We start from the raw sequence: 26,456 nt of genomic DNA, 5'->3' as shown, positions 1-26,456 counted from the left end.
GGGAGCGGGGTAGGGTGATCGGCGTGAAACGGCCCGAGCGGTGGAACGCCCTGCTGGATCTGCTGGCCAGGGACGGCAGAGTCGATGTCGAAGAGGCGGCCGCCGAGCTGGCGGTGTCCGCCGCGACCATCCGGCGCGACCTGGATGAACTCGCCCAGCAGCAGATGCTGACGCGCACCCGCGGCGGCGCGGTCGCGCACAACCTCTCGTACGACCTACCGCTGCGCTACAAGACCGCCCGGCGCGCCTCGGAGAAGCAGCGCATCGCCGCGGCCGCGGCCCGGATGGCCGAACCGGGCTCGATCGTGGGGCTCAACGGCGGGACGACCACCACCGAGGTGGCCCGCGCCCTCTCCACGCGCGGTGACCTCTCCACATCGGGCGGCGGCCCGGCCGTCACGGTCGTCACCAACGCCCTGAACATCGCCAATGAGCTGGCGGTGCGCCCCCAGGTGAAGATCGTGCTCACCGGTGGGGTGGCCCGTCCGCAGTCCTTCGAGCTGATGGGGCCGCTGGCCACCGGAGTGCTGGACCAGGTGTCGCTGGATCTGGCGATCCTCGGTGTGGACGCGCTGGACACGGTCCAGGGCGCGACCGCCCACCATGAGGGCGAGGCCAGCATCAACCACCTCATGGCCGGCCGGGCCACCCGGGTGGTGGTCGTGGCCGACAGCTCCAAGCTGGGACGCCGGGCGTTCGCCCGGATCTGCGCACTGGACGAGATCGATGTGCTGATCACGGACACCGGCGCCGATGAGGAACTGGTCGCTCCGTACACCGAGGCCGGTGTCCGTGTGATCAGGGCCTGAGGTCTGATCAGGGCCTGCGGTGTCGCACGCCTGCGCCTACGCCCTGGCGGCGGCCAGCAGGGCCGCCACCCGCTCGACGGCGAACGCGTATCCCTGCACACCGCATCCGGCGATCACCCCGCTGGCCAGCGCGGAGACATAGGAGTGGTGCCGGAAGGTCTCCCGCTGGTGGATGTTGGAGATGTGCACCTCCACGATCGGCAGACCGTCGCAGGTGGCCAGGGCGTCGCGCAGGGCGACGGAGGTGTGGGAGTACCCCGCGGGGTTGATGATGACCGCCGCGTGGCGCTCCCGGGCCTCATGGATCCAGTCGATCAGCTGGCCCTCGTGGTTGCTCTGCCGGCAGTCGGTCGTCAGACCGTGCGGCGCGGCGGTCTCGGCCACCAGCTTCTCGATGTCGGCCAGGGTGTCGGTGCCGTAGATCTCGGGTTGCCGGCGGCCCAGGAGGTTCAGGTTCGGTCCGTTGAGCACCATGATCGTGGAGCGGTCGCGCACGGGGGTGATGGTCATGGCGTGTGGTCCTTCCTGGGCGGTCGGCACTTCGAGGGGCGGTTCACCGGGGGCACCGACCCGCGAGGCATCGTAGATCAGGGATATGACACCACGGTGGACGGCACGGTGGAGGTGCCCGAGGTGGGAGATCCGGTGTCATTGATGACGCGCTCGTACTGGCCTTGCCCGCCGAGCGAGACGACCAGCAGATTGTGGAACTTCACCCCCGACGCGTTCGGCGCGGCGAAGCCGTGGTGCTGCACGATGCTCGGGTCGACGTTGTAGTAGCAGTAGCTGCCGAGCCCCCATCCCTCGTGCGTGGTCACCGAATCGGCCACCTTGTAGGCGGCGTAGCCCTTGATGGAGCCGTTCTGGATGGCCGCCTGGTTCGGGGCGTCGTACGCCTTCTCGTTCTGGAAGAAGATGGTCCGGCCCCGCTGCCCGAACCACTGTACGTCGTACTTGTTGAAGTGCTCCACGAAGAGCCCCGTGGCCAGCACGTCGTCGCCGTTGACCCGGACGCCGTAGTCGGCGCGGTTGGTCTCCCAGCCCACCCCGTCACCGTGGTCGGCGCGCCAGACCCAGGTGTGGTCGACGATGGTGTGCCGGCTGTTGATCACCATGCTGGTAGTGGCCTTGCCGGGGCCCGCGCCACCGATGCGGATGAACACGTCCTGGACGGTGGTGGGGTTGGCCGAGTGGTCGGCGGAGGCACCTTGTGGACCGACTTCCAGCAGCGTGGCTGAGTTCACCGGTCCGGCGTCGATGAGGAAACCGGCCAGCCGCACCCCGTCGACATCGGCGACCTTCAGCGCGGTGACGCCGTTGTCGGGGATGAGCGTGGCGTAGCCGAGCCCCAGGACGACGGTGTTGGCGCGGTTCACCTGGACCGGCCGGTCGAGGTGGTAGATCCCCGGGGTGAGCAGCAGATGCAGCCCCTGGGTGAGCGCCTCGTTGAGGGTGGCCGCGGTGACGCCGGGCTTGGCCACGTAGAACTGCGACAGCGGCAGCGAGGTGCCCCTGGGGGTGCCGTTGCCCCAGGTGACCCCGCGGGCGTTGGTGCGCTTCTCGGGCAGGAAGACCCGGTACTCGCTGCCGTCGAGGTACAGGAAGGGCTTCTCCCGGGAGACCGGGGTGGTGTTGAGCGTGGTGTACGGCGGGTTGGGGAAGCTCTGCCCGGGCGCGCCCTCCACACCGGAGAACACCATGTTCCACACGCCGTTGAGCCAGCCGCCGATCGCGCTGTCGCGGGTGTACCACTGCTGCTGGGAGTACGGTCCGACCTGGCCGTCGATGCGGCTGTCCGCGATGTAGCCGCCACTCGCCCAGCCGTAGCCGTCGGGGGCGAGGTTGAGCCCGCCGCGGACGTGCATCCGCCGGAAGGGGGCCGCCTGTGCCACGGCCCAGCGGTTGGTGCCGTTGACCGGTACGACCGCGAGGTTCTCCGCCGAACGCCAGAAGTTCTGGGTGGCATTGCCGTTGAACCACCCGGCGTCCACCGTGATGTCGCCGTTGATGGTCGTGTCGTCGGGGGACAGCCCCAGCCCGGCGATGGAGGTGTAGAAGCCGATCTGCGCGTTGAGCCCGCTGTAGCTGCCGGGCTTGAACAGCAGGGCGTAGCGCCCGGTGCCGAACTGCGCCGACTCCTGCTTCTTGAACACCTCGTCCAGCTTGCCCTGGATGCCGGGCGTGGCCGGATCGAAGACGATCACGTTCGGGCCGAGGTCGCCGCCGCCGGGCAGGGCCTTGGGGCTTCTGCCCCGGCCCGAGGGGGCGGCGGCCGCGGAAGTGGCCAGGCCGCCGAGGGCGGGGACCGATGCCACGGCGGCCGCGGCGCCGAGTACCGCCCGGCGGCCGACCGCGGAGCGGCCGGAGGAGGAAGACGTGGGGGAAGGCGTCATGGGGGCGTCTCTCCTGGTTCAGTAAATGAACGGGATGGGGGGTGAGGGAGCGCTCTCTTGCCGTCGCATGCTTCATCCATGTGAATGACTCGTCAAGAGTTGTGACCGCAGTCCTTACATGTTGTTGCTTTTTGAACGTCAACTGCCCTGGTGGATCCCCTGCTTCGGGCGAACTTGGGGAGATTTGTGGTCGGCGCGGCTCTGGCCGTTGTGTTCAAGAGGGAAAGGAGGACCGGCGTCTGATCCTTTCCGCTCGACGCCTTGACACCTTCGCACTCCCGCCCGGACACTCCCATATCGGAGAGCGCTCTCCCATTGTTGTCGCGGGCCGGTGACGGCCCGTCATGCGGACGGCTCGGTCCGCACCCACGGCGTCGCGAGTCCTCGCCGTGCGAGGGCCGCCCGGCCACCCTCACCCTCTCTCCATGTGGCAGGAGTCCCCATGGCACGGAGATCGAAGATCGTTTCATCCACCCTGATCGCGGGCGCGCTGCTGCTGACCACCCTCGGGCTCGGCGGTATCGCGATGAGCGCCGAGACGCCCGCGGCGAAGTCCGCAGGCGGCGGTGTCACGGCGGCCCACGCGGCCCATGCGGGGCAGGTGGCCCACACGGGGCACACCATGGCGGCGTCGTCCGCCTCCTCGCCCGAGGACCCGGACGGCGACGGCTACATTCCCGCGAACCCGCCGGTCACCGGCGTCACCCCGTCCACGAAGGAACCGCCTCACCGCTACTTCCACGAGTTCCAGGCCAACTGCTCGGTGAGCCACACCAGGCCGGACGACCCCATCGTGTATCCGCAGCAGCCGGGCGCGTCCCATGACCACACCTTCATGGGCAACACCACGACCGACGCGGCCAGCACCACGGCCTCCCTCGACGCCGGCCGCACCACCTGCAAGGCACCGGGGGACAAGTCGGGCTACTGGATGCCCACGCTGTTCAACGGCGACAAGCCGGTGCTGCCCACCGGCCCGCAGACCATCTACTACAAGGCGGGCGTGACCGACTACACCAGTGTGCGGCCGTTCCCCAAGGGGCTGCGGTTCGTGGTGGGCGACCCGATGCAGACCGCCGAGGAGTTCCGCCGTCACCCCGGCTTCGTGGAGGGCTGGGAATGCGGTGACAGCTTCTTCAACGTCGAATTCCCCAAGGACTGCCCGAGCCGTCCCGAGGTCCAGCTCAACATCCGCTTCCAGGCGTCCAGTTGCTGGGACGGGAAGTACCTGGACACCCCCGGCCACCGCAGCCACATGGCCTACCCGGTGGTCAACCCCGGCACGAACAACAACGTGTGCCCCGCCGACCACCCGGTGGCGCTGCCGATGATCGAGTTCAAGATGGCCTTCCCGGTCAACGGCGACCTCTCCCGGGCGAGGCTGGCCAGCGGTCCGAGCTGGTCGTTCCACTACGACTTCTTCAACGCCTGGGACGCGCCCACGCTCAAGGCGCTGGTCGACCACTGTGTGGTCGGGGCGCTGCAGTGCGACGCCCGCGGCTATGACCAGACCCACCCCGAGGCCGGAGCGGCCCTCGACGAGAACTACGAGCTGCCGTAGCCGTCGTGGCACAGCGACCGCCGTAGCCGCCGTAGCACAGCGACCGCCGTAGCCGCCGTGGCCTCGCGGCCCGGCCGCTCGCGGGGCACCCCGTCGCGGCCGGGCCGTCCGCACTCGACTTCCCCTCCGACACTCGCCCCCTTCCGACACACCGAAAGACATCACCATGACCCGGATCCGTACCGCACCACGCCGTATCGCGGCGCCCCTCGCCGCCGGTCTGCTGGCCGCCGGTGCCCTCGCGCTGCCCGGCCAGCGGGCACACGCCGCCGGAAGCGTCGTCGAGGTCGCCGGCACCCAGGGCGACTGGCGGCTGACCGTGGACGGCCAGCCGTATCAGATCAAGGGCCTGACCTGGGGCCCCGCCATCGCGGACGCCGAACGCTACCTCCCCGATCTGCGGTCGATGGGCGTGAACACCATCCGCACCTGGGGAACCGACGCCACCAGCGAACCCCTCTTCGACTCCGCGGCCGCCCACGGCATCAAGGTGATCGCCGGATTCTGGCTGCAGCCCGGTGGCGGACCGGGCAGCGGCGGTTGCGTGAACTACCGGACGGACACCGCCTACAAGGATCAGATGGCCGCCGAGTTCACCAAGTGGGTCTCCGCCTACAAGGACCACCCGGGCGTGCTGATGTGGAACGTGGGCAACGAGTCGGTGCTCGGCCTCCAGAACTGCTACAGCGGCGATGAGCTGGAGCGGCAGCGGGACGCCTACACCACGTTCGTCAACGACATCGCCAAGAAGGTCCATGCCATCGACCCCGGCCATCCGGTGACCTCCACGGATGCCTGGACCGGCGCGTGGCCGTACTACCGGAGGAACGCCCCCGACCTCGATCTGTACGCCGTCAACTCCTACAACGCCGTGTGCGATATCAAGGCCACCTGGGAGCAGGGCGGTTACACCAAGCCGTACATCGTCACCGAGACCGGCCCGGCGGGGGAGTGGGAGGTGCCCGACGACTCCAACGGGGTGCCGGAGGAGCCCACCGACCAGGCCAAGGCCGCGGGCTACGCCAAGGCGTGGAACTGCGTCACCGGCCACGAGGGCGTCGCGCTCGGCGCCACGATGTTCCACTACGGCACCGAGGACGACTTCGGTGGTGTCTGGTTCAATCTGCTGCCCGGCGGACAGAAGCGGCTGTCGTACTACGCGGTGAAGAAGGCCTACGGCGCGGACACCTCGCGCGACAACTCACCGCCGGTCGTCTCCTCGCTGGCCGTGGAGGGCGATGCCGCCAAGGTGGAGGCGGGCCGCGACCTGACCCTCGCGGTCAGGGCCACCGACCCCGACGGCGATGCCATTTCCTACCAGGTGCTGGGCGGCACGATGTACCTCGACAAGGACAAGAGGCTCATCCCGCTGCCCGCCACCGACCTCGGCGGCGGCCGGCTGAGGGTCACCGCGCCGGACCGCCCCGGCGTGTGGAAGGTGTACGTCAAGGCCACCGACGGCAAGGGCAACGTCGGCATCGAGACCCGTTCCGTACGGGTCGTCCCGCCCGCCGTGAACGGCACCAACGCGGCCCTCGGCAGGCCCGCCACCGCCTCCTCGTACCAGACCGGTGGCGGCGACTGCCCCTGCACCCCGGCCAACGCCGTGGACGGCAGGGCGGACACCCGCTGGGCCACCGACTGGAGCGATCCGCAGTGGCTCCAGGTGGACCTCGGCGCGTCCACCTCCTTCACCCACGTCCAGCTGGTGTGGGAGTCGGCCTACGCCAAGGCGTACACCATCCAGACCTCCGACGACGGCAACAGCTGGCGCACCGTCCGAGAGGTGACCGACGGCAACGGCGGTGTGGACGACTTCGACGTCTCCGGTACCGGGCGCTACGTCCGCGTCCACGGCACGGCCCGTGGCACCGGCTACGGCTACTCCCTCTACGAGTTCGGCGTCTACCGCTGAGCGACGGGAGAGCGCTCTATGCCCCCGGGACACGCTGCCACTAGGGTGCGGACATGAACCGACAGGCCCCGACCTTGGAGGATGTCGCCCGGGAGGCCGGTGTCTCCCGGGCGACCGTGTCCCGGGTCGTCAATGGCGTCCGCAATGTGGATCCGGCCATCCAGGACCTGGTCCGGCTGGCGATCGAGAGGACCGGCTACGCGCCCAACCGGGCGGCGAGATCGCTGGTGACCCGGCGCACCGGCACCGTGGCGCTCGTCGTCTCCGGGGCCGGGGACACCTCGGAGGAGGAGCAGAACGCCTTCGCCGCCCGGGTGTTCTCGGACCCGTTCTTCGGCCGGGTGGTCGGTGGCGTGGTGGGATTCCTGCGGCCGCGCTCGACGCACCCGGTGCTGATGTTCGCCGAGTCCCCCGGGGCCCGGCAGGAGGTGGTGAGGTACCTGCGGCAGGGGAACGCCGACGGGGCCCTCGTGGTGTCCACCCACCCCGACGATCCACTGCCCGCGCTGCTCGCCGAGGCAGGACTGCCCGCCGTGCTGTTCGCCCGGCCCGTGCGGCCGGTGGCGCTCAGCCATGTCGACCTGGCGCACTGGGACGGTGGCCGCATCGCCGCCGAGCGCCTGCTGGCCCGGGGGTGCCGGAAGGTGGCCACCGTGTCGGGGCCGTGGGCGGTGGCGGCGAGCCAGGAGCGGCTCGCCGGGTTCCGCGACACCATGGCCCGCGGCGGCCACCCGTACGTTCCGGTGGCCGAGGGCGGCTTCACGCTGGACAGCGGGGTGGCCGCGATGACCACGCTGCTCGCCGAACACCCCGATGTGGAAGGGGTGTTCGCGGCCAACGACCTGATGGCCCGGGGGGTCTGCCAGGTGTTGAGGGAGCGCGGCCGGCGGGTGCCCGACGATGTCGCGGTCGTCGGCTTCGACGACTCCAGCGTGGCCGCCACCTGTCGCCCGCCGCTGACCACGGTGCGCCAGCCGGTGGAGGACATGGCGGCGGCGATGGCCCGGCTGCTCGACGAGCACGTCCGGGGGCTGCGCACCGATCCGGTCGCGGTCCTCTTCGAACCTGAGCTGGTGGTACGGGAGTCGGCGTAGCGGCACGGGAGTCGGCGCAGCCCCGCGCCGGACGTGGGCGCAGCGTGTGCGCGCGATCCCCGCGCCAGGTGCGCAGCGCCCGCCCCGCCCCTACGCGATTCCCGCGCCAGGTGCGCAGCGCCCGCCCCGCCCCTACGCCAGCCGCGTGCCCAGGGTGGTGCGCCACGCGGGGGACGGCTCCGGTGAGGGCCCGGCGGGCAGGCGGCGCCCGCCGCGGGCGAAGAAGTCGGCGAGCGGCAGGATCGCGGCGCCCACCGTCACCGCGTCCGGCCCCAGCGCCCCCAGGTCGATGCCGACGCGTCCGGACGGGTACGGCAGCGCGTACGAGAGCGCGTGGCGGCGCACCGAGTCCAGGAAGCGCGCGCCGAGCTGGAGCCCGGCCCAGCCGCCGACCAGGATGCGCTCGGGCTGGAAGAGGTTGATCAGGTCGGAAAGACCCGCGCCCAGGTACTCCGCCGTCTCGGCGAGGACGCCGGCCGCCACCGGGTCCGGGTCGCCACCGTCCTCGGGGTAGGCGGCGGCCAGCATCGCCGTCAGGGCGGTCTCCTCGTCGGTGTCGGACGGCGGTTGCCCGCCAGCCTCCTGCCAGCGCTCCAGCAGCGCTTCCGCACCCGCGTACGCCTCCAGGCAGCCCAGCGCCCCGCAGCGGCACCGGCGGCCCCGCACCCGTACCGTGAGATGGCCCCACTCCACCGCCCGGCCGTGCTCGACGTCCTCGGTGACGACACAGGCGCCGACGCCCGATCCGAAGAGCACGACCACCGCGTTGCGCGCACCGCGCCCGGCGCCGAACCACATCTCGGCCTGCCCCAGCGTCTTGGCGCCGTTCTCGATGAAGTACGGGACCTCCTGGGGGAGATGGTCCGGTCCGCGCAGCATCCGCTCCAGCGGGACCGCCTCCCAGCCGATCGGCTGGCAGTGCACCACCGCACCGCGCTCCTCGGAGTGTTCCACGATGCCGGGGACGCCGATGCCGACGCCGAGGAGCCGATCGGGGGCGAGCCCGGCCGCCGCCAGGACCTCGGCGATGCCGTCGCGGATATGGCCCGCGATCAGCTCGCTGTCGTAGCGGTCCTGGTGCCCGGGGCCGCGCGTGGGCAACGGCCGGTCCGCATGGGCCCGTTCGGCCAGCGCGAGGTCGAACAGCTCGACGCGGACCCGGGTCTCGCCGACGTCCACCCCGATCATGTGGCCGCTGTGCGGGGCGATCCGCAGCAGGGTGCGGGGGCGGCCGCCGTCGGAGTCCACGCTCCCGGCCTCCTCCACCAGCTCCTCGGCGAGCAGTTCGGCGACCACATTGCTGATGGAACCTGAACTCAGCCCGGTCGCGGGGGCCAGCGAATAGCGGCTCATCGGCCCGTCGAAGTACAACCGGCGCAGCACGGCGGCACGGTTCTCCCGCCGCAGGTCACGAACCGTACGGCCGTTGTTCGCCGTCACCTGGCCTCCTCAACTCCGGACTACGCGCCGCAAGATACCTCCGCCGGATCTCTTGACGCGACCTTCTCTTGAGGTTTAACTCACGTCCTAAATTAAGCCGTGAGAGGCTTCGGGAGTTGAACGCGGTGGCGTACCCGGGCCCTTCTTGGCATTGACCACTCCCGGAAGGGACACCAGGAGCCATGCGCAGCATCCGAGTCGCGGCCATAGGCGCCGTCACCTTGTCACTCGCCCTCGCCGTCTCGGCCTGCGGAGGCGGTTCCTCGACGGCCGGCGGCGAAGGATCCAACGACTCGCCCAAGACGCTCACGTACTGGGCCTCGAACCAGGGCGCCAGCATCGCGGTGGACAAGAAGGTCCTGAAGCCCGAGCTCGACAAGTTCGAGAAACAGACCGGGATCAGAGTGAAACTCGAGGTCATCCCCTGGTCCGAGCTGCTGAACCGGATCCTCACCGCCACCACCTCCGGCCAGGGCCCCGACGTGCTGAACATCGGCAACACCTGGAGCGCCTCACTCCAGGCGTCCGGGGCGCTGCTGTCGTGGGACGACAAGAACTTCGGCGGCATCGGCGGCAAGGACCGCTTCGTGGACTCCGCCCTCGGCTCTACCGGGGTGAAGGGCGAGGACCCGGCCGCGGTGCCGCTGTACTCGATGGCGTACGCGCTCTACTACAACAAGAAGATGTTCGCCGACGCGGGCATCTCCAAGCCGCCCGCCACCTGGGACGACATCGTCGCCGACGGCAAGAAGCTCTCCAAGGACGGCAAGTGGGGCCTCGGCGCCGAGGGCGCGAACCTCTCGGAGAACATCCACCAGGTGTTCGTCTTCGCCAAGCAGCATGGCGCGGACTTCTTCACCGCCGCCGGCAAGCCCGACTTCACCTCGGACGGCGCGGTCTCCGCGATCAAGCAGTATGTCGACCTGATGGCGAAGGACAAGATCATCGCCCCGGGCAACGCCGAATACGCGCAGAACCAGTCCCTCAGCGACTTCGCCAAGGGCAAGACGGCCATGGTCCTGTGGCAGACCGCCTCCGCCACCTTCGCCTCCCTGGGCATGAAGGACGACGAGTGGGGCGTGGCCCCGGCGCCCGTACGCTCCGGCACCCCCGGCACCGGCACCGCCGTCAACTCGATGGTCGCCGGCATCAACCTGGCCGTCTTCAAGAACACCGACAACCACGACGGCGCCCTGAAGTTCGTGAAGTTCATGACCAGCGACCCGGAGCAGAAGATCCTCAACAAGGCGTACGGCTCCATCCCGCCGGTCAAGGCCGCCCAGTCCGACCCCGCGTTCAACACCCAGGCGACGGCCGCCCTGCGGGACACCCTCGCCAAGAGCGCGGAGGCGCTGCCGCAGGTGGCGGACGAGTCGCAGTTCGAGACGTCCGTGGGCACGGCCGTCAAGGAACTGTTCGCGGACGCCGCCGCCGGACGCCCGGTGACCACCGCATCGGTGACGGCCAAGCTGGAGAAGGCCCAGCAGCAGATGCCGGCGAAGTGAGCGCGGACACCTCATGACCACCACGACCGCCACCGCCGAGGCAGACCGGCGGACCGTGTCGGGGAGCACCCCCGGGGCGGCGCGAGGCCCGCGCCGCCCCGGGCGGATCCGCCGCATCGGACTGCCGTATCTGCTGCTCCTGCCCGCCCTGGTCCTCGAGCTCCTGGTCCATCTGGTGCCGATGGTGATGGGCATCCTGATGAGCTTCAAGGCGCTCACCCGGTTCTCCATCCGGGACTGGAGCGCCGCCCCCTGGTCCGGCTTCGACAACTACAAGATCTCGGTCGACATCAACGCGCCGGCCGGTGAGGCGCTGCTCCACTCGTTCTGGGTCACCTGCGGCTTCACCGTGCTGTCGGTCGGGCTGTGCTGGCTGCTGGGCACCGCCACCGCCATCTTCCTCCAGGACACCTTCCGCGGCCGGGGCGTGCTGCGCACCCTGTTCCTGGTCCCGTACGCGCTGCCCGTCTACACGGCCGTCATCACCTGGGCGTTCATGTTCCAGCACGACAACGGGCTGGTGAACCACGTCCTCCACGATCAGCTGGGCCTCACCGACAAGCCCTCGTTCTGGCTCATCGGCGACAACAGCTTCATCGCCCTGCTCACCGTCTCGGTGTGGAAGGGCTGGCCGTTCGCGTTCCTCATCGTCATGGCGGGTCTCCAGAACATCCCCAAGGAGCTCTACGAGGCGGCCGCCCTCGACGGCGCCGGGATGTGGCAGCAGATCCGCCGCATCACCCTGCCCTCGCTGCGCCCGGTCAACCAGGTGCTGGTGCTGGTGCTGTTCCTGTGGACGTTCAACGACTTCAACACCCCGTATGTGCTGTTCGGCAAGGCAGCGCCGGAGGCCGCGGACCTCATCTCGATCCACGTCTACCAGACGACGTTCGCCACCTGGAACTTCGGCACCGGGTCCGCCATGTCCGTCCTGCTGCTGCTCTTCCTGCTCGTGGTGACGGGCCTGTACCTGCTGCTGACCTCCCGACGAAGGAAGACGGCCGATGTCTAGCACCTCCCCGGGCACCTCCCCGGCGCGGCCCCGCTCACCGATGGCCGCCCCCCGGTCCTTCCTCTGGGCCCGCCGGATCTTCCTCACCCTGCTCACCGGGTTCGTCCTGCTGCCGGTGTACGTCATGGTCTCCAGCTCCCTGAAGCCACTGGAGGACGTCTCGGGGACGTTCCGCTGGCTGCCGAGCGGACTGACCATCCGCCCCTACATCGACATCTGGTCGACCGTGCCGCTCGCCGAGTACTTCATGAACTCGGCCATCGTGGCGGGCGCGGCGACCGTCTGCTCGGTGGTGATCGCCGTGTTCGCCGCGTACGCGGTCAGCCGGTACCGGTTCCGGGGCAAGCGGGTGTTCACCGTCACCGTCCTGTCCACCCAGATGTTCCCCGGGATCCTCTTCCTGCTGCCGCTGTTCCTCATCTACGTGAACATCGGCAACGCCACCGGCATCGCCCTCTTCGGCTCCCGGGGCGGGCTCATCCTCACCTATCTCACCTTCTCGCTGCCGTTCTCGATCTGGATGCTCATCGGGTACTTCGACTCGGTGCCACGCGATCTGGACGAGGCGGCGCTGGTGGACGGCTGCGGACCGCTGGGCGCGCTGTTCCGGGTCGTCGTCCCGGCCGCGATTCCCGGCATCGTCGCCGTCGCCGTCTACGCGTTCATGACCGCCTGGGGCGAGGTGCTCTTCGCGTCGGTGATGACCAACGACACCACCCGCACCCTCGCCGTGGGCCTCCAGGGCTACGCCACCCAGACCGAGGTGTACTGGAACCAGGTCATGGCCGCCTCGCTCGTCGTCAGCGTCCCCGTGGTCGCGGGCTTCCTGCTGCTGCAGCGCTATCTCGTGGCCGGACTCACCGCCGGAGCCGTGAAGTGACCGGCCTTCCCACGTCTGACCTTCCCACGTCTGACCTTCCCACGTCTGACCTTCCCGCCTCTGACCTTCCCGCCTCTGAAAGGACGTACGTGTCCGAGCTCCTGGACCTCACAGCCTTCCCGCACGACTTCCTGTGGGGCACGGCCACCTCCGCCTACCAGGTCGAGGGAGCCGTCGCCGAGGACGGACGGTCGCCCTCGATCTGGGACACCTTCTCGCACACCCCCGGCAAGGTGGCGGGCGACGACCACGGCGACGTGGCCTGCGACCACTACCACCGCTGGCGCCAGGACATCGGGCTGATGAAGCGGCTGGGCACCAACGCCTACCGGCTGTCCATCGCCTGGCCACGCGTGATGCCGGGCGGCGACGGCCCGGTCAACGCCAAGGGCCTGGCCTTCTACGACGAGCTGATCGACGGCCTGCTGGAGGCGGGCATCACCCCGTCCGTCACCCTGTACCACTGGGACCTGCCCCAGGTGCTCCAGGACCGGGGCGGCTGGCCCGAGCGCGACACCGCGGAGCACTTCGCCGCGTACGCCTCGGTGGTGGCCGACCGCCTCGGCGACCGGGTGCACCACTGGACCACCCTCAACGAGCCGCTGTGCTCGGCCTGGATCGGCCACCTCGAGGGCGTGATGGCGCCCGGGCTCACCGATCTGACCGCGGCGGTCCGCGCCTCGTACCACCTGCTGCTCGGCCACGGCCTCGCCGCCCAGGCGATCCGGGCCGCCGCGCCACGCGCCGAGGTCGGCATCGTCAACAACCTCAACACCGTGCAGGCGGCCACCGACCGGCCGGAGGACCAGGCCGCCGCGCGGCGCATGGACGGCCACACCAACCGCTGGTGGCTGGACCCGGTGCACGGCCGTGGCTTCCCCGCCGACATGCGCGAGGTGTACGGGGTCGAACTGCCGGAGCGCCCCGGCGACCTGGACACCATCGCCGCACCCCTGGACTGGCTGGGCCTGAACTACTACTTCCCGGCCACCGTCACCGACGACCCCACCGGCCCGGCCCCCCACGCCCGCGCCGTCCGCCGCCCGGACGTCCCCCGCACGGGCATGGACTGGGAGGTCGACGCCGATGGTATCGAAAGCCTGCTGCTGCGCCTGACCGGCGAATACGGCGCCCGCAAGCTGTACGTCACCGAGAACGGCTCCGCCTACCCCGATGTCGTACGGCCGGACGGGACCGTGGACGACCCCGAGCGCCAGGACTACCTCGTCCAGCACCTCGCGGCCTGCGCCTCGGCGGTCCGCAAGGGCGCCCCGCTGGCCGGGTACTTCGCCTGGTCGCTGCTGGACAACTTCGAGTGGGCCTACGGCTACGACAAGCGCTTCGGCCTCGTCCACGTCGACTACCGCACCCAGGTCCGCACCATCAAGGGAACCGGCCACCGCTACGCGGAGATCATCCGTGACCAGCGGGGCCGGGCCCGCCGCGCCGCCTAGGGGTGTGCGAGGGGGCTTGACGCCTGCGGCGGGCTTGTTCCCCTCCCCGCCCCTTCCCGAACCGGGGCTCCGCCCCAGACCCCGGACCAGGGGCTCCGCCCCAGACCCCGGTTTGGGGGTTCCGCTCCAGATTCCGGTCCGGGGGCTCGGTCCCAGGCCCCGGTTTGGGGGTTCCATCCCGGATTCTGGTTCGGGGGTTCGGCCTCGGATTCCGGTGCGGGGGCTCGGTCCCAGGCCCCGGTTTGGGGGTTCCATCCCGGATTCTGGTTCGGGGGTTCGGCCTCGGATTCCGGTGCGGGGGCTCGGTCCCAGGCCCCGGTTTGGGGGTTCCATCCCGGATTCTGGTTCGGGGGTTCGGCCTCGGATTCCGGTCCGGGGGCTCGGTCCCAGGCCCCGGTTTGGGGGTTCCATCCCGGATTCCGGTTCGGGGGTTCGGCCTCGGATTCCGGTTTGGGGGTTCCGCTCCAGACCCCGGTCCAGGGGCTCGGTCCCAGACCCCGGTCCGGGGGCTCGGTCTCGGATTCCGGTTCGAGGGTTCCGCTCCAGATCCGGGCCTGGGGCTGCGCCCCAGGCACCGGTCCGGGGGCTCCGTCCCAGACCCTGGGCCAGGGGCTTCGCTCCAGACCCTGGGCCAGGGGGTTCCGCCCCGGATCCCGGGCCAGGGGCTCTGTCCCAGGCCCCGGGCCGGGGGCTTCGCCCCTTCCCACAGCATCGGTACGCGGCTCCGCCGCGTGGCGGGGCTCTGCCCCAGACCTCGGGGTCCAGGGGCGGAGCCCCTGGTATCGGGAAGGGGCGGGGAGGGGAAGATCCGCCCCCGGCACACAGCCACGACGCACAGCACCTCGGCACGACGGCACATCGGCACATCGGCACATCGGTACGAACACCCATCGGCATCACACGTGCACCCCCACGACCCCATCGAGGAGAGCCGCATGCCATCCCGTACCCCCCGCATTCTGCTGAGCGCCCTCGCCACCCTGGCCACGGTGGCGGTGCTGACCACGGGCCCGGCCCTCGCCACACCCACCTCGCACTCCACCGCGACCGCCGCCCAGGCGACGTGGGACACCGACCGGGCGGCGGCCGCGTACGCCGCGGACCACGGCGCCGTCACCGCGTCCGGCAGCGAGAACGACGGCACCGCGCCCGGCCTGGCCTTCGACGGCAACGGGTCGACGCGCTGGTCCAGCCCGTTCACCGACAACGCGTGGATACGCGTCGACCTCGGCGCCACCATCCGGATCGACCGGGTCGTCCTGGACTGGGAGGCCGCCTACGGCAAGAAGTACGTCCTGGAGGTGTCCAAGAACGGCACCGACTGGACCCCCTTCTACACCGAGGACGCCGGTACCGGAGGATCCATCACCGCCCACACCCATCCGCAGGACGTCGTCGGCCGCTACGTACGGATGCGTGGCATCGAGCGCGGCACACCGCACGGCTATTCGCTGTACTCGTTCAAGGTGTACGGCGGTGAGCCCGCCCCGGCGTCCACGACCCGCACCAATCTCGCCCTGAACCACCCCGCCTACTCCAACTACTACCAGCACGCGGGCAACTCGCCCGCCTTCGTGACCGACGGCGGCTGGCCCGCCAACCTCAAGGACGACCAGACCCGCTGGTCCAGCGACTGGAACGCCGACCGCTGGGTCTCGGTGGACCTCGGCGCGACCTCCACGATCGACACCGTCGACCTCTACTGGGAGGCCGCCTACGCCGTCGACTACCAGGTGCAGGTATCCGACGACAACCGCACATGGCGCACGGTCCACCAGCCCTCCGCCGCCGAGGTGGCCGCCCGCCGCGCGGATGTGAAGTCCCCCGCGGACGCGGTGGGCCGCCATGACACCGTGAGGCTGTCGCAGCCCGCCACGGGCCGCTATGTGCGGATGCTGGGGAAGGAGCGCCGCTCCTTCTACAACCCGGCCCCGGCCACCGCCCAATTCGGCTACTCCCTCTACGAGTTCCAGGTCTGGGGCACGGGTGGGAGCGCCTCCGCCGCGTACCCGGCCCTCCCCGGTGAACAGTCCGGGGCGTACAAGACGACGTTCTTCGACGACTTCACCGGCGCCTCCCTCGACCGCTCGAAGTGGCGTGTGGTGCGGACCGGCCAGGAGATGGGATCGGTCAACGGCGAGTCTCAGGCGTATGCCGACTCCTCCGACAACATCCGCACCGAGAACGGCAATCTCGTCCTCAGGGCGAAGTACTGCAAGGGCTGCACCCAGGCGGGCGGCGGCACGTACGACTTCACCTCTGGACGCATCGACACCCACATCAAGCTGGACTTCACCTACGGGCGGGTCAGCGCCCGGATGAAGCTGCCGGTCGGCGACGGCTACTGGCCCGCGTTCTGGCTGCTGGGCAGCGATGTGGACGATCCCTCGGTGTCCTGGCCCTCCTCCGGTGAGACCGACATCATGGAGAACATCGGCTACGCCGACTGGACCAGCACCGCCCTGCACGGCCCCGGCTATTCGGCGGACGGCAACATCGGCGCCCGCCAGACCTACCCGGGCGGCGGCCGCGCCGACCAGTGGCACACCTACGCGGTGGAGTGGACACCCACCGGGATGCGCTTCCTCGTCGACGACCGGGTGGTCCAGGAGACGAGCCGCAACAAGCTCGAGTCCACCCGTGGCCAGTGGGTCTTCGGCCACAACCAGTACGTGATCCTCAATCTCGCCCTGGGCGGGGCGTACCCGGCCGGGTGGAACAAGGTCACCACCCCCTACTGGGGCCTGCCGCAGTCCAGCGTCGACCGGATCGCGTCCGGGGGAGTGCAGGCGGAGGTGGACTGGGTGCGCGTCGAACAGAAAGGGTGAGCGCTGCATCATGGATCGTTGCCGGGCGGCCGCCGTGGCCGCCCGGCTTTGGGAAGCAGCGGAAGAAGAAGAAGAAGGAGGAGCGCCGATGCGGGTGGCGTTGCACTCGGTTCTCAAGGAGGGCCAGGAGTCCGGTTATGAGCGGGAGCACGCCACGGTCCCGGAGGACCTGCTGGCGGCGCTGCGCCGGGCCGGGATCACCAACTGGCGGATCTGGCGCAGTGGACGCCATCTCTTCCACCTCGTGGACTGCGAGGACTTCGCGGCCGCGATGGCGGCGCTGGACGAGGACCCGGCCAACCAGCGCTGGCAGGAGTTCATCGGCGCGTACGTCGACCACTTCGAGGACACCGGCGGTTCCCCCGCCGAGGCGGAGCGGATGTCGCTCGGCGAGGTGTGGGAGCTGCGGGCCCAGGCCGAGGCCGCCGAGCGCGGTCAAGGGGTGTCCGGCGGATCGTGACGCCTGCGGCGGGCTGTTCCCCGCCCCTTCCCTCAACTGGGGCTCCGCCCCAGACCCGGGGTCTGGGTCCAGGGGCGAAGCCCCTGGTAACGGGAAGGGGCGGGTAGGGGAAAGAACCGCCGGGCGGAACAGCCGGGACGATCGGCCGAACCGGCGGAGCTTACCGATCCGGATCGTTCGGCGCAGCCATTCATCAGACCTTGAGTACGGGTGAGAGCGGGGCGAACGCGTCCACGTACGACGTGGTGGCCCCGCGCGGGGGCGTGGTGGAACGCGGCAAGCGTTCCGCACACGCCTGCCGCGCATCCCCGACTGGAGGTCAGTGAGTTGAGCCACCGACGTGTGAACAAGCGGACCCTCGCCATTTCCGGAGCCGCCATCACCGCGCTCGGGGCAGCCGCCATTCTGCTGCCCAACGCGAACGCGAACCCGGACGAGACGTCGGGCGCCAAGACCTTCTCGTCCCCGGCCGCGGTGAAGCTCGCGAGGAGTCTCGCCTCGGACCTCGGTGACAACGGCGCGGGCTGGTACTACGACAACGGCAACCGCCAGCTGGTCATGAACGTGGTGGACGAGGACTCCGCCGAGTCCGTGCGGGCCAAGGGCGCCGTGGCGAAGGTCGTCCAGAACAGCATGGCCGATCTGAAGGCCGCCACCCAGACGCTGAGCAGCGACGCGTCGGTGCCCGGCACCGCCTGGTCGATCGACCCGGTCACCAACAAGGTCCAGGTGACGGCCGACCGGACGGTGACCGGTACGAAGTGGGACACGCTGACCAAGTCCACGGGCCAGATGGCGGACACGGTCAGCGTCAAGCGCAGCCAGGGTGAGTTCAAGAAGTTCGACGGCGAGGAGGCGGCCCAGCCCGGCGACAACGGCGGCGCGGGCGCCGGGGACGCGGCGGGTGACGCGGGTGACGCGGGTGCCGGGGACGCCGCCGGAACGGCGGGTGGTGCGGGCGACGCGGGCGCCGGTGGTGCGGATGACGCCGGCGCGGGTGGCGCCGGGGACGCCGCGGGTGGTGCGGGCGATGCCGCTGGTGGCGCCGGTGATGCCGCTGGTGGTGCGGGTGACGCCGGGGGCGGTGGGGACGCCGCGGCCGGTGGGCTCGACGGCGGCGATGCCATCTTCGGCGGTGGCGCCCGCTGTTCCCTCGGCTTCAACGTCAGCGTCGACGGCGCGCCGGGCTTCCTGACCGCGGGCCACTGCGGCAACGAATCCCAGACCTGGACCTCGGACGAGGCCGGGGCCCAGCAGGTGGGCACGGTGCAGGACTCCAAGTTCCCCGAGAACGACTTCGCGCTAGTGATGTACGACGACGCCACCACCCAGCCGTCCAGCACGGTCGACCTCCAGAACGGCAACACCCAGGAGATCGGGCGCGCCGTCGAGGCGAGCGTAGGCCTGAAGGTGCAGCGCTCCGGCTCCACGACCGGGGTCACCGACGGCACGGTCACCGGCCTCAACGCCACGGTGAACTACGGCAACGGCGATATCGTCAACGGCCTCATCCAGACCGATGTGTGCGCCGAGCCCGGCGACAGCGGTGGCGCGATGTTCGCCGAGGACGCGGCGGTCGGGCTGACGTCCGGCGGCAGCGGCGACTGCACCCAGGGCGGCGAGACGTTCTTCCAGCCGGTGACCGCCGCGCTGGAGGCCACCGGAGCGGTCATCGGCGCGGACGGCGGCGGCGCCGGTGACGCGGCTGGTGGTGCTGGTGACGCGGCGGGCGGTGCCGGTGATGCGGCCGGTGGTGCCGGTGATGCGGCGGGCGGCGCCGGTGACGCCGCAGGCGCGGGCAACGCCGGAGCCGGTGACGCGGCCGGTGGTGCCGATGACGCAGGCGCGGGCAACGCGGGTGCCGGTGACGCGGGCGCGGCCGCCGGGGCCGGTGACACCGGCAGCGTCGCGGGCCAGGGTCTCAACTGATCCGGCCCACCCCATGAACGAGGTCCCGGGCGCCCTCCTGCCCCAGTGCCCGGGGCCTCCCCTTCTCCACGACTGCCCTCCCGGCCCTAGCCGGAGACCGGAAGCCCCGCCGCCCCCGCCGCCGCGCCGAGCACCTCGCGCAGCATGGCCGGGGTGAGCCGCCCGGTGAAGGTGTTCTGCTGGCTCACGTGGTAGCAGCCGAAGAGGGTGAGCGGCGGCCCGCCGTCGGCCGCCCGCAGTGTGGCCCGCGCGCCGTGTCCGAATACCGGCCGGGGCCGGGGCACGGTCCATCCGGCGGCCTCCAGGGCGGGCATCACGGCCTGCCAGCCGAACGCTCCGAGCACCACCGCGGTCCGCAGCGTCGGCCGCAGCAGCCGCAGCTCCCGGGCCAGCCACGAGCGGCAGGTGTCCCGCTCCTCGGGGGTGGGCCGGTTGGCGGGCGGGGCGCAGTGCACCGGCGAGGTGATCCTGACCCCGTACAGCTCCAGGCCGTCGCCGCGGTGGGTGGCGGTCGGCCGGCTGGCCAGCCCCAGGTCGTACAGCGCCGCGTACAGGAAGTCGCCGGCGCGGTCGCCGGTGAACATCCGGCCCGTGCGGTTTCCACCGTGGGCGGCCGGTGCGAGCCCCACGATCGCCACCCCGGCGTCCGGTGGTCCGAACCCGGGCACCGGTCGCCCCCAGTACTCCCAGTCGGCGTAGGCCCGGCGCTTGGTGCGGGCGGCCTCCTCCCGCCACTGGACCAGCCGGGGGCAGGCACGGCAGTCGACGACCCGTGCGTCCAGCTCGGCGAGGGTTTCGGCGCCGGGGGCCTGACGGGCGGGGTAGGAGCGGTCGGATCCGGAAGTGGTCATGTTGGGGGCTGGTGCCCCGTGTCCTTGCGCAGGAAACGCCGCAGCCGGGTGAGCGACCAGGTGTTGATGACATCGTCCGGGGTCAGCCAGCCCCGCTGGGCCATGCCCACCCCGTACCGCATATTGTCCAGATCCCGGGTCGAGTGGGCGTCGCTGTCCAGGGCGAACATCACCCCGTGCGACTTGGCCCGCAGGATGTTCTCGTCCGACAGATCGAGCCGGTCCGGATGTGCGTTGATCTCCAGCGCGGTGCCGGTACGGGCGCAGGCGGCGAACACCTCGTCCAAGTCGGCGTCGATACCGGGCCGTTTGCCGATCAGCCGGGTGGTCGGATGGCCGATGATATGCACATGCGGGTTCTCGCAGGCCCTCACCAGCCGCCGGGTCATGGCCTTGCGGTCCAGGCCGAACTGGGTGTGCACCGAGGCCACGCACAGATCGAAGTCCTCGAGGAACTCGGGCGGCCAGTCCACGTCACCGTCGACGTCGATGTTCAGCTCCACACCGTGCAGCAGCCGGGTGTCCCCACGGCCGCGCCCCCGGTCGAGTGCGCGCACCCGCTCCCGCTGGGCCAGCATCTTCTCCTCGGTCATCTGCTGCATGTACAGCTTGGGCGCGTGATCGGTGATGGCGTAGTACGCGTAGCCGCGCCGCTCCGCCTTGGCGATCATGTCCGCCAGCGGTTCCAGCCCGTCGGTGAGGTTGGTGTGGGTGTGCAGATCGCCCCGGAGGTCGGACTCCTCGACCAGCCGGGGGAGTTGGCCTTCGAGGGCCGCCTTGACCTCGCCCCGGTCCTCGCGCAGCGCCGGCGGGATCCAGTCCATGCCGAGCCGGGCGTAGACGTCCTCCTCGCTCCGTGAGGCGATGGTCTTGCCGCTCTTGGTCTCGAAGAGGCCGTACTCGGAGAGCTTGAGGCCATGGCGCACCGCGATCGCGCGGATGCGGATGTTGTGCGCCTTGGAGCCGGTGAAGTAGAGCAGTCCCGCGCCCCAGGAGTCCAGCGGCAGTACTCGCAGATCCACCTGGAGCCCCTTCGTGGTGCGGATCGAGGTCTTCTTCTGGCCGTGGGCGATCACCTCGGAGGTGAGCGGCAGCCGGGTGAACGCCTCCATGAACGGGCAGGATTCCTCCGCCGCCACCAGGATGTCCACATCGCCCACGGTCTCCCTCATCCGGCGCAGCGACCCGGCGTACGCACACCGCCGGCAGCCGGGCACCTTGGACAGGGCGGAGACGATGTCATCGGCCACGTCCATGGCCTCGTCGAGCGGGATGCGGTTGCCCGCGGCACGCATCAGCCCGATGCCGTGCAGGATGTTCTCCTCGGACTTTGGCCCGAAGCCCTTGAGGTCGCGCAGCTGGTGGTCCTCGATGGCCTGGGCCAGCTGGTCGATCGAGGAGATCTCCAGCTCCTCGTAGAGGATCATGGCCTTCTTCGGCCCGAGCGCCGGGATGGCGGTCAGCTCCCGCACCCCGGCCGGGATGGCGGCGCGCGCCTCCTCGACGGCGGGCATGGTCCCGGTGTGCAGATACTCGACCACCTTGTCGGCGATCGACCGGCCCACATTGGGGATGTCCCGCAGCGCCTTCGCGTCGAACTGCGAGATGTCGGCCGCGTGGCCGCCGATCGCCCGGGCGGCCTTCTCGTACGCACGCGCCCGGAACGCGTCCCCGCCCGTGATCAGGAGCAGATCGGCGTATTCGCGCAGGAGGGCTTCGACCTCCTCGTTGGAGCGAGCCATGAGAGCGATTTTAGTCGGCTCTGGCGATCCCGGTGAGGTGGAGGGATGCTGGTGTCAGGAGCGAAACGGCGATCCGCGCGAGTCGGGTCGACCGGTTTCTTCCGTATGTTTCCCCGGGTTTGGGGGAGGTCATGGACGTTGGATTCCTGAAGCCGTTGTTCGATCGCCCCGGTCCATGGGCGGGCGTGTACATGGACACTTCCCGCAGCACGGAGGACGCGCCCAGGCGGCGCAGGCTGCGGGAGCGGTTCGTGGCGGATCAGCTGACCGGCCAGGGCGCCGACCGCGCCACCTGTGACGCGGTGATCGAGCGGCTGGCCGGTGAGCAATGGGCCAGGGTGTCCGCGGGGCGGGCGCTGTTCGCCGCGGACGGCGAAGTGGTGCTCGACCTGCCGCTGGCCACGTCCCCGATCGACGTGGTGACGTCCTGGTCGATGCTGCCGCGAGTGGCGCCGCTGGCCGCGTTCCGCGGTGAGTGGCCGGCCTGTCTGGTGGCCTTCGTCGACCAGGCGGGGGCCGATCTGGAACTGCGGGACGACACCGGCGCCCGCCCGGCGGGGCGCGCCGGGGGCCGAAGAGCGCATGGCCGGGGCCATCGGTCGGTGCCCGCCGACCGCTTCGAGTGGCACTACCGCAACCGGGTCGGGAACAGCTGGGAGCAGACCGCCGACCGCGTGGCCGACGAGCTGATGCGGCAGTGGACGGACACCGACGCCGACCTGCTGATCCTGTCCGGCGATCCGCGCGAGCGCCGGGCCGTACGCGACCGGCTGCCCGAGCCGCTGCGGGCCAAGACGGAGGAGACCCGCCACGGCAGCAGGGCCGCCGGCTGCTCCGAGCAGCTGAACGCGGAGATCGACCACGCCCGGGCGGAGTACGCCCGCGCCCATCTGGAGACGGTCCTCGACCTCTTCCGCGCCGGGCGCGGCCGCCCCGGCGGACCGGCCCTGGCCGGCCACGACGGCACCGGGCCGCCGAGCAGCGGGGCGGCGGAGGGCGTACCGGCGGTGGTGGAGGCCATGCGCCGCCACCAGGCGGCCACGCTGCTGCTGGGGCACGCGGGGGGCGATATGCGCCACGAGGTGTGGATCGGGCCGGACGCCGATCAGGTGGCCGTGCAGCGCTCCCAGGCGCGCGCCATGGGCGTCAGAGCACCCGAGCCCGCCCGCGCGGACGACGCGCTGATGCGGTCCGCGACGGTGGCCGACACCGAGGTGCTGGTGGTACCCGAGGGACTCCGGGGACCGGCCGGAGGCCTGGGTGCGGTGCTGCGCTGGCACGCCTGAACGATGGCACTGCGCTGGCACGTCTGAACGAGGGCACGGCGGTCAGGCGCGGAGCGCCAGCGCTCCGCGCCTGACCGTGCCGCGCCTGGCTGCGACGACCGTGCCGCGCTTGGCCGCGCCGTGTCGGCTGCTCCGTGCCTGGCCGCGCCGTCGGTGCCGCGCGTGTCCTGGCCCCGCCCGGCCGCGCCGCCGCGCCTGGCCAGGCCGACCGCCCCGCGCGTGCGCCGCGCCTGTCCTGGGCTGACCGCCCCGCGCGTGACCGCGCGTGCCCGTGGCTCCGGCCTCACTCGGGCTATCCGCCGGAAGGGCATTCTCGGCGGGGCTGGTTGACATGGCTCGCTCAGCTCTCTACGGTCCGTTGGTTGTTAGGAAACCTACTTAACCAATGTGCTGCCTGCCCTCAGGGAGACATCCGTGGTCCTCCGTCCGGCACCATTCCGGCGGCGGGCGCGAGCCCGCGTCCGGCGCGTTCTGACCGCCTCGCTCGCGGTCGGCGGCCTGCTCCTCACCGTCTCCCTCACCACCGGCGCCGCGCCCCCGCGCAGCGGACCGGTGGCGGGCGGTCCGACCCCGGTGACCCGGGTGGGCGCGGCTCCCGGCACCGCGACCCCGCTCGCGGGTTTCGCCACGCAGTCCTCGGCCAAGGTGTCCGACACCCCCGCGGCCATCTCCACCCCCGGCTACCCCGCGTCCGGCTGGCACTCGGTGGGGCCCCGGTCGACGGTGCTCGCCGGGCTGCTCGCGGCCGGTGCGTACCCGGATCCGTTCTACTCGACCAACCTCGACAAGATTCCCGCGGCCGACTTCGCCGTCCCCTGGTGGTACCGCGGCGACTTCACCGTGGCCGACCCCTCCCGCCGCACCTATCTGGACGTCAGCGGTGTGGTGTCCGCCGCCGATGTGTACGTCAACGGCGTCCAGGTGGCCACCAAGGACCGGATCGCCGGTGCGTACACCCAGCATGAGCTGGACGTCACCGACCTGGTCAGGGCGGGGACCAATACGGTGGCGTTCCGCGTCCAGCCCAACGATCCGCGCAAGAACCTCACGATGGGCTGGATCGACTGGCTGCAGCCCCCGCCCGACGAGAACATGGGCATCGTCCGCGATGTGCTGGTCCGCCGCGGCGGCCCGGTGGCCCTGCGCGACGCACATGTGACGACCCGGCTGGACACCGAATCGCTCGCCTCCGCCGAGCTCACCGTCAAGGCGCGGGTCCGCAACGACTCCGCCTCGGCGGTCACCGCCACGGTCTCCGGCACGGCCGGCCCCGCGGCCGTCAGCCGCGCGGTTTCGCTCGCCCCGCACGAGTCCAAGGCCGTCACCTTCACCCCCGCCGACTTCCCCCAACTGCGCCTGGACCGGCCCAAGGTGTGGTGGCCCGCCGGGATGGGCGACCAGCCGCTGTACGACCTCGACCTCACCGCCACCGTCTCGGGCACCCCCTCCGACACCGCCCACCACAGCTTCGGCATCCGCGATGTCAAGGCGCCGCTCAACGCCGACGGTGCCCGCCAGTACCGCATCAACGGGCGCCCGCTGCTGATCAAGGCGGGCGGCTGGTCCCCCGATGTGTTTCTGCGCTGGGACGCCCGCTCGGTGGAGGACCGGCTGAAGTACACCCTCGACCTGGGGCTGAACACCGTCCGCCTCGAAGGCCATGTCGAGCCGGACGAGTTCTTCGACCTCGCCGACCGCTACGGCATCCTGACCCTCCCCGGCTGGGAGTGCTGTGACAAGTGGGAGGGCCAGGTCAACGGCGATGAGACGGGGGAGAAGTGGACCCCGGCCGACTACCCGGTCGCCAAGGATTCGATGGCCGCCGAGGCCGCGCGGCTGCGCGACCACCCCAGCGTCATCTCCTTCCTCATCGGCAGCGACTTCGCGCCCGACGCCACCATCGAGAAGAACTACCTGGACGCCCTCGAGGCCGCCGACTGGCCGAACCCGGTGATCCCCGCCGCCTCCGCCAAGTCCTCACCGCGACTGGGGAAGTCCGGCATGAAGATGACCGGCCCCTACGACTGGGTGCCGCCGGACTACTGGTACGCCAAGCGCGAGGGCGGCGCCACCGGCTTCAACTCCGAGACCAGCGCCGGACCCGACATCCCCACCCTGGACACGCTCCGCCGCATGATGTCCCCGAGCGAACTGGAAACCCTGTGGCGGAACCCGTCGGCCAAGCAGTACCACCGTTCCCCGTCTGCCACCTTCGGTGACCTCAAGCTGTTCGACAACGCGTTGATCGGCCGCTACGGAAAGCCGACCGGGCTGACGGACTACGTGCGCAAGGCCGGGCTGGCGCGGTACGAGGCGGTGCGCGCCCAGTTCGAGGCGTACGCGCGCAACTTCTCCGACACCTCCCGGCCCGCCACCGGCGTCGTCCACTGGATGCTCAACAGCGGCTGGACCTCGCTCCACTGGCAGCTCTTCGACCGCTTTTCGGACCAGGGCGGGGCATACTACGGCGCCAAGAAGGCCAATGAGCCGCTGCACATCCAGTACTCCTACGACTCCCGCTCGGTGGTCGTGGTCAACAGCGAGCACACCGCCGCCACCGGTCTCACCGCCCGGGTCAGCCTCTACACCCCCGACGGCACCCGGAAGTTCGACAAGAGCGCCACCGGGCTCCGGGTGCCGGGCGACGGTGGCAAGGCCACCGCGCTCACCGTCCCGGCCGATGTGAGCGGGCTGTCCGGCGCGTATCTGGTCAAGCTCCAGCTCACCGATGGCGCGGGCAAGGAGGTCAGCCGCAATGTGTACTGGCTCTCCACCGACAAGGACGTGCTCGACTGGGACAACACCGACTGGTACTACACCCCCACCACCTCGTACGCGGATCTGACCGGGCTCGACGACATGGCCGAGGCGCCGGTGTCCGCCACCGCCACCACGACCGGCGGACCGGACTCCACCGCCACCACGACCGTCACCCTGCGCAACACCGGGAGCGGACGCACACCGGCACTGCTCGTGGACGCCCATCTGGTGAACGGCTCGGGCAAGCCGGTCCTGCCCGTTCGCTGGTCGGACAACGAGGTGAGCCTGTGGCCGGGTGAGTCGGTGACGCTCAGCGCCACCTATCGCACGGCGGATCTGGGCGGTTCGGCTCCCTCGGTGCGGATCTCGGGCTGGAACACCGCCACCCGCACCGTCCCCGCGACCGCCAAGGCCCGCTGACCGCCCATGTCCTGAAATCGTGTCGAAAGGAATTTTTTCGGCGAGTCCGATGCATGGAGCAAGTTCACACTTTTGTATGCTTTCTCCAGCGCGTCGTTCCCTCGTGTCGGACAGTCA

Annotated in this window: 18 protein-coding genes; 13 read left to right on the top strand and 5 right to left on the bottom strand. The window is 70.8% G+C overall.

All coding sequences use genetic code 11. The features are described from left to right. Positions 1 to 23: 23 nt before the first annotated feature. Entirely contained in the window at positions 24 to 809 is a 786-nt protein-coding gene (locus tag LIV37_RS06290; RefSeq protein WP_121826208.1) for a DeoR/GlpR family DNA-binding transcription regulator, read from the top strand. A 36-nt stretch (positions 810 to 845) separates the two neighbouring features. Here the strand turns inward: LIV37_RS06290 and aroQ are convergent, their stop codons facing one another. Both aroQ and LIV37_RS06280 read right to left on the bottom strand, forming a co-directional pair. Continuing rightward, positions 846 to 1,319 (bottom strand): type II 3-dehydroquinate dehydratase, encoded by a 474-nt coding sequence (gene aroQ, locus LIV37_RS06285; protein WP_020866259.1) that lies wholly within the window; start codon positions 1,317 to 1,319, stop codon positions 846 to 848. Between the two features lie 77 nt (positions 1,320 to 1,396). Next, entirely contained in the window at positions 1,397 to 3,202 is a 1,806-nt protein-coding gene (locus LIV37_RS06280; RefSeq protein WP_020866258.1) for a hypothetical protein, read from the bottom strand. Between the two features lie 442 nt (positions 3,203 to 3,644). Here LIV37_RS06280 and LIV37_RS06275 point away from each other — a divergent pair, with 442 nt between their 5' ends. The 3 genes from LIV37_RS06275 (at position 3,645) to LIV37_RS06265 (ending at position 7,772) form a co-directional block, all read left to right on the top strand. Then, positions 3,645 to 4,763, top strand: a complete 1,119-nt coding sequence (locus LIV37_RS06275; RefSeq protein ID WP_020866257.1) for a DUF1996 domain-containing protein — start codon at positions 3,645 to 3,647, stop codon at positions 4,761 to 4,763. 166 nt (positions 4,764 to 4,929) lie between these two features. Next, positions 4,930 to 6,678 carry a discoidin domain-containing protein gene (locus LIV37_RS06270; RefSeq protein WP_020866256.1) on the top strand — a complete coding sequence of 583 codons (1,749 nt, stop codon included), beginning with the start codon at positions 4,930 to 4,932 and terminating at the stop codon, positions 6,676 to 6,678. Between the two features lie 53 nt (positions 6,679 to 6,731). After that, a complete protein-coding gene (locus tag LIV37_RS06265) occupies positions 6,732 to 7,772 on the top strand; it encodes a LacI family DNA-binding transcriptional regulator (protein WP_020866255.1) in 1,041 nt (346 codons plus the stop codon). Between the two features lie 132 nt (positions 7,773 to 7,904). Here the strand turns inward: LIV37_RS06265 and LIV37_RS06260 are convergent, their stop codons facing one another. After that, positions 7,905 to 9,212 carry an ROK family protein gene (locus tag LIV37_RS06260; RefSeq protein WP_020866254.1) on the bottom strand — a complete coding sequence of 436 codons (1,308 nt, stop codon included), beginning with the start codon at positions 9,210 to 9,212 and terminating at the stop codon, positions 7,905 to 7,907. 182 nt (positions 9,213 to 9,394) lie between these two features. On the opposite strand from LIV37_RS06260, the gene LIV37_RS06255 reads away from it, so the two are divergent. From LIV37_RS06255 to LIV37_RS06225, 7 genes are all read left to right on the top strand, one after another. Beyond that, positions 9,395 to 10,717 (top strand): ABC transporter substrate-binding protein, encoded by a 1,323-nt coding sequence (locus tag LIV37_RS06255; RefSeq protein WP_020866253.1) that lies wholly within the window; start codon positions 9,395 to 9,397, stop codon positions 10,715 to 10,717. Between the two features lie 13 nt (positions 10,718 to 10,730). Next, positions 10,731 to 11,729: a carbohydrate ABC transporter permease gene (locus LIV37_RS06250; protein ID WP_020866252.1), complete on the top strand. Its 999-nt coding sequence runs from the start codon at positions 10,731 to 10,733 to the stop codon at positions 11,727 to 11,729. Next, positions 11,722 to 12,609 (top strand): carbohydrate ABC transporter permease, encoded by an 888-nt coding sequence (locus tag LIV37_RS06245; RefSeq protein WP_020866251.1) that lies wholly within the window; start codon positions 11,722 to 11,724, stop codon positions 12,607 to 12,609. Before LIV37_RS06250 ends, LIV37_RS06245 begins: the two co-directional genes overlap by 8 nt. 89 nt (positions 12,610 to 12,698) lie before the next feature. Further along, the gene (locus tag LIV37_RS06240; protein WP_020866250.1) at positions 12,699 to 14,063 is read left to right on the top strand and encodes a GH1 family beta-glucosidase; all 1,365 of its coding nucleotides are present in this window, start codon (positions 12,699 to 12,701) and stop codon (positions 14,061 to 14,063) included. A 935-nt stretch (positions 14,064 to 14,998) separates the two neighbouring features. Continuing rightward, positions 14,999 to 16,891 carry a discoidin domain-containing protein gene (locus LIV37_RS06235; protein ID WP_020866249.1) on the top strand — a complete coding sequence of 631 codons (1,893 nt, stop codon included), beginning with the start codon at positions 14,999 to 15,001 and terminating at the stop codon, positions 16,889 to 16,891. Between the two features lie 88 nt (positions 16,892 to 16,979). Next, the gene (locus LIV37_RS06230; protein ID WP_020866248.1) at positions 16,980 to 17,351 is read left to right on the top strand and encodes an L-rhamnose mutarotase; all 372 of its coding nucleotides are present in this window, start codon (positions 16,980 to 16,982) and stop codon (positions 17,349 to 17,351) included. Between the two features lie 342 nt (positions 17,352 to 17,693). Further along, positions 17,694 to 19,280, top strand: a complete 1,587-nt coding sequence (locus tag LIV37_RS06225) for a S1 family peptidase (protein WP_020866247.1) — start codon at positions 17,694 to 17,696, stop codon at positions 19,278 to 19,280. Between the two features lie 86 nt (positions 19,281 to 19,366). On the opposite strand, the gene LIV37_RS06220 is transcribed toward LIV37_RS06225, so the two are convergent. Beyond that, on the bottom strand, positions 19,367 to 20,131 hold the full coding sequence (locus tag LIV37_RS06220; protein ID WP_020866246.1) for a uracil-DNA glycosylase: 765 nt from the start codon (positions 20,129 to 20,131) through the stop codon (positions 19,367 to 19,369). Then, the gene (gene polX, locus LIV37_RS06215) at positions 20,128 to 21,873 is read right to left on the bottom strand and encodes a DNA polymerase/3'-5' exonuclease PolX (protein WP_020866245.1); all 1,746 of its coding nucleotides are present in this window, start codon (positions 21,871 to 21,873) and stop codon (positions 20,128 to 20,130) included. The genes LIV37_RS06220 and polX overlap by 4 nt, the downstream gene beginning before the upstream one ends. Before the next feature lie 191 nt (positions 21,874 to 22,064). Here polX and LIV37_RS06210 point away from each other — a divergent pair, with 191 nt between their 5' ends. Both LIV37_RS06210 and LIV37_RS06205 read left to right on the top strand, forming a co-directional pair. Then, entirely contained in the window at positions 22,065 to 23,159 is a 1,095-nt protein-coding gene (locus LIV37_RS06210; RefSeq protein WP_243146395.1) for a baeRF2 domain-containing protein, read from the top strand. Positions 23,160 to 23,573: 414 nt separating this feature from the next. Next, on the top strand, positions 23,574 to 26,339 hold the full coding sequence (locus LIV37_RS06205; protein WP_020866243.1) for a glycoside hydrolase family 2 protein: 2,766 nt from the start codon (positions 23,574 to 23,576) through the stop codon (positions 26,337 to 26,339). Positions 26,340 to 26,456 lie beyond the last annotated feature (117 nt).

The sequence above is a fragment of the Streptomyces rapamycinicus NRRL 5491 genome (assembly GCF_024298965.1).
Lineage (GTDB): Bacteria > Actinomycetota > Actinomycetes > Streptomycetales > Streptomycetaceae > Streptomyces > Streptomyces rapamycinicus.
This window is presented reverse-complemented; position numbering and strand designations above follow the sequence as displayed.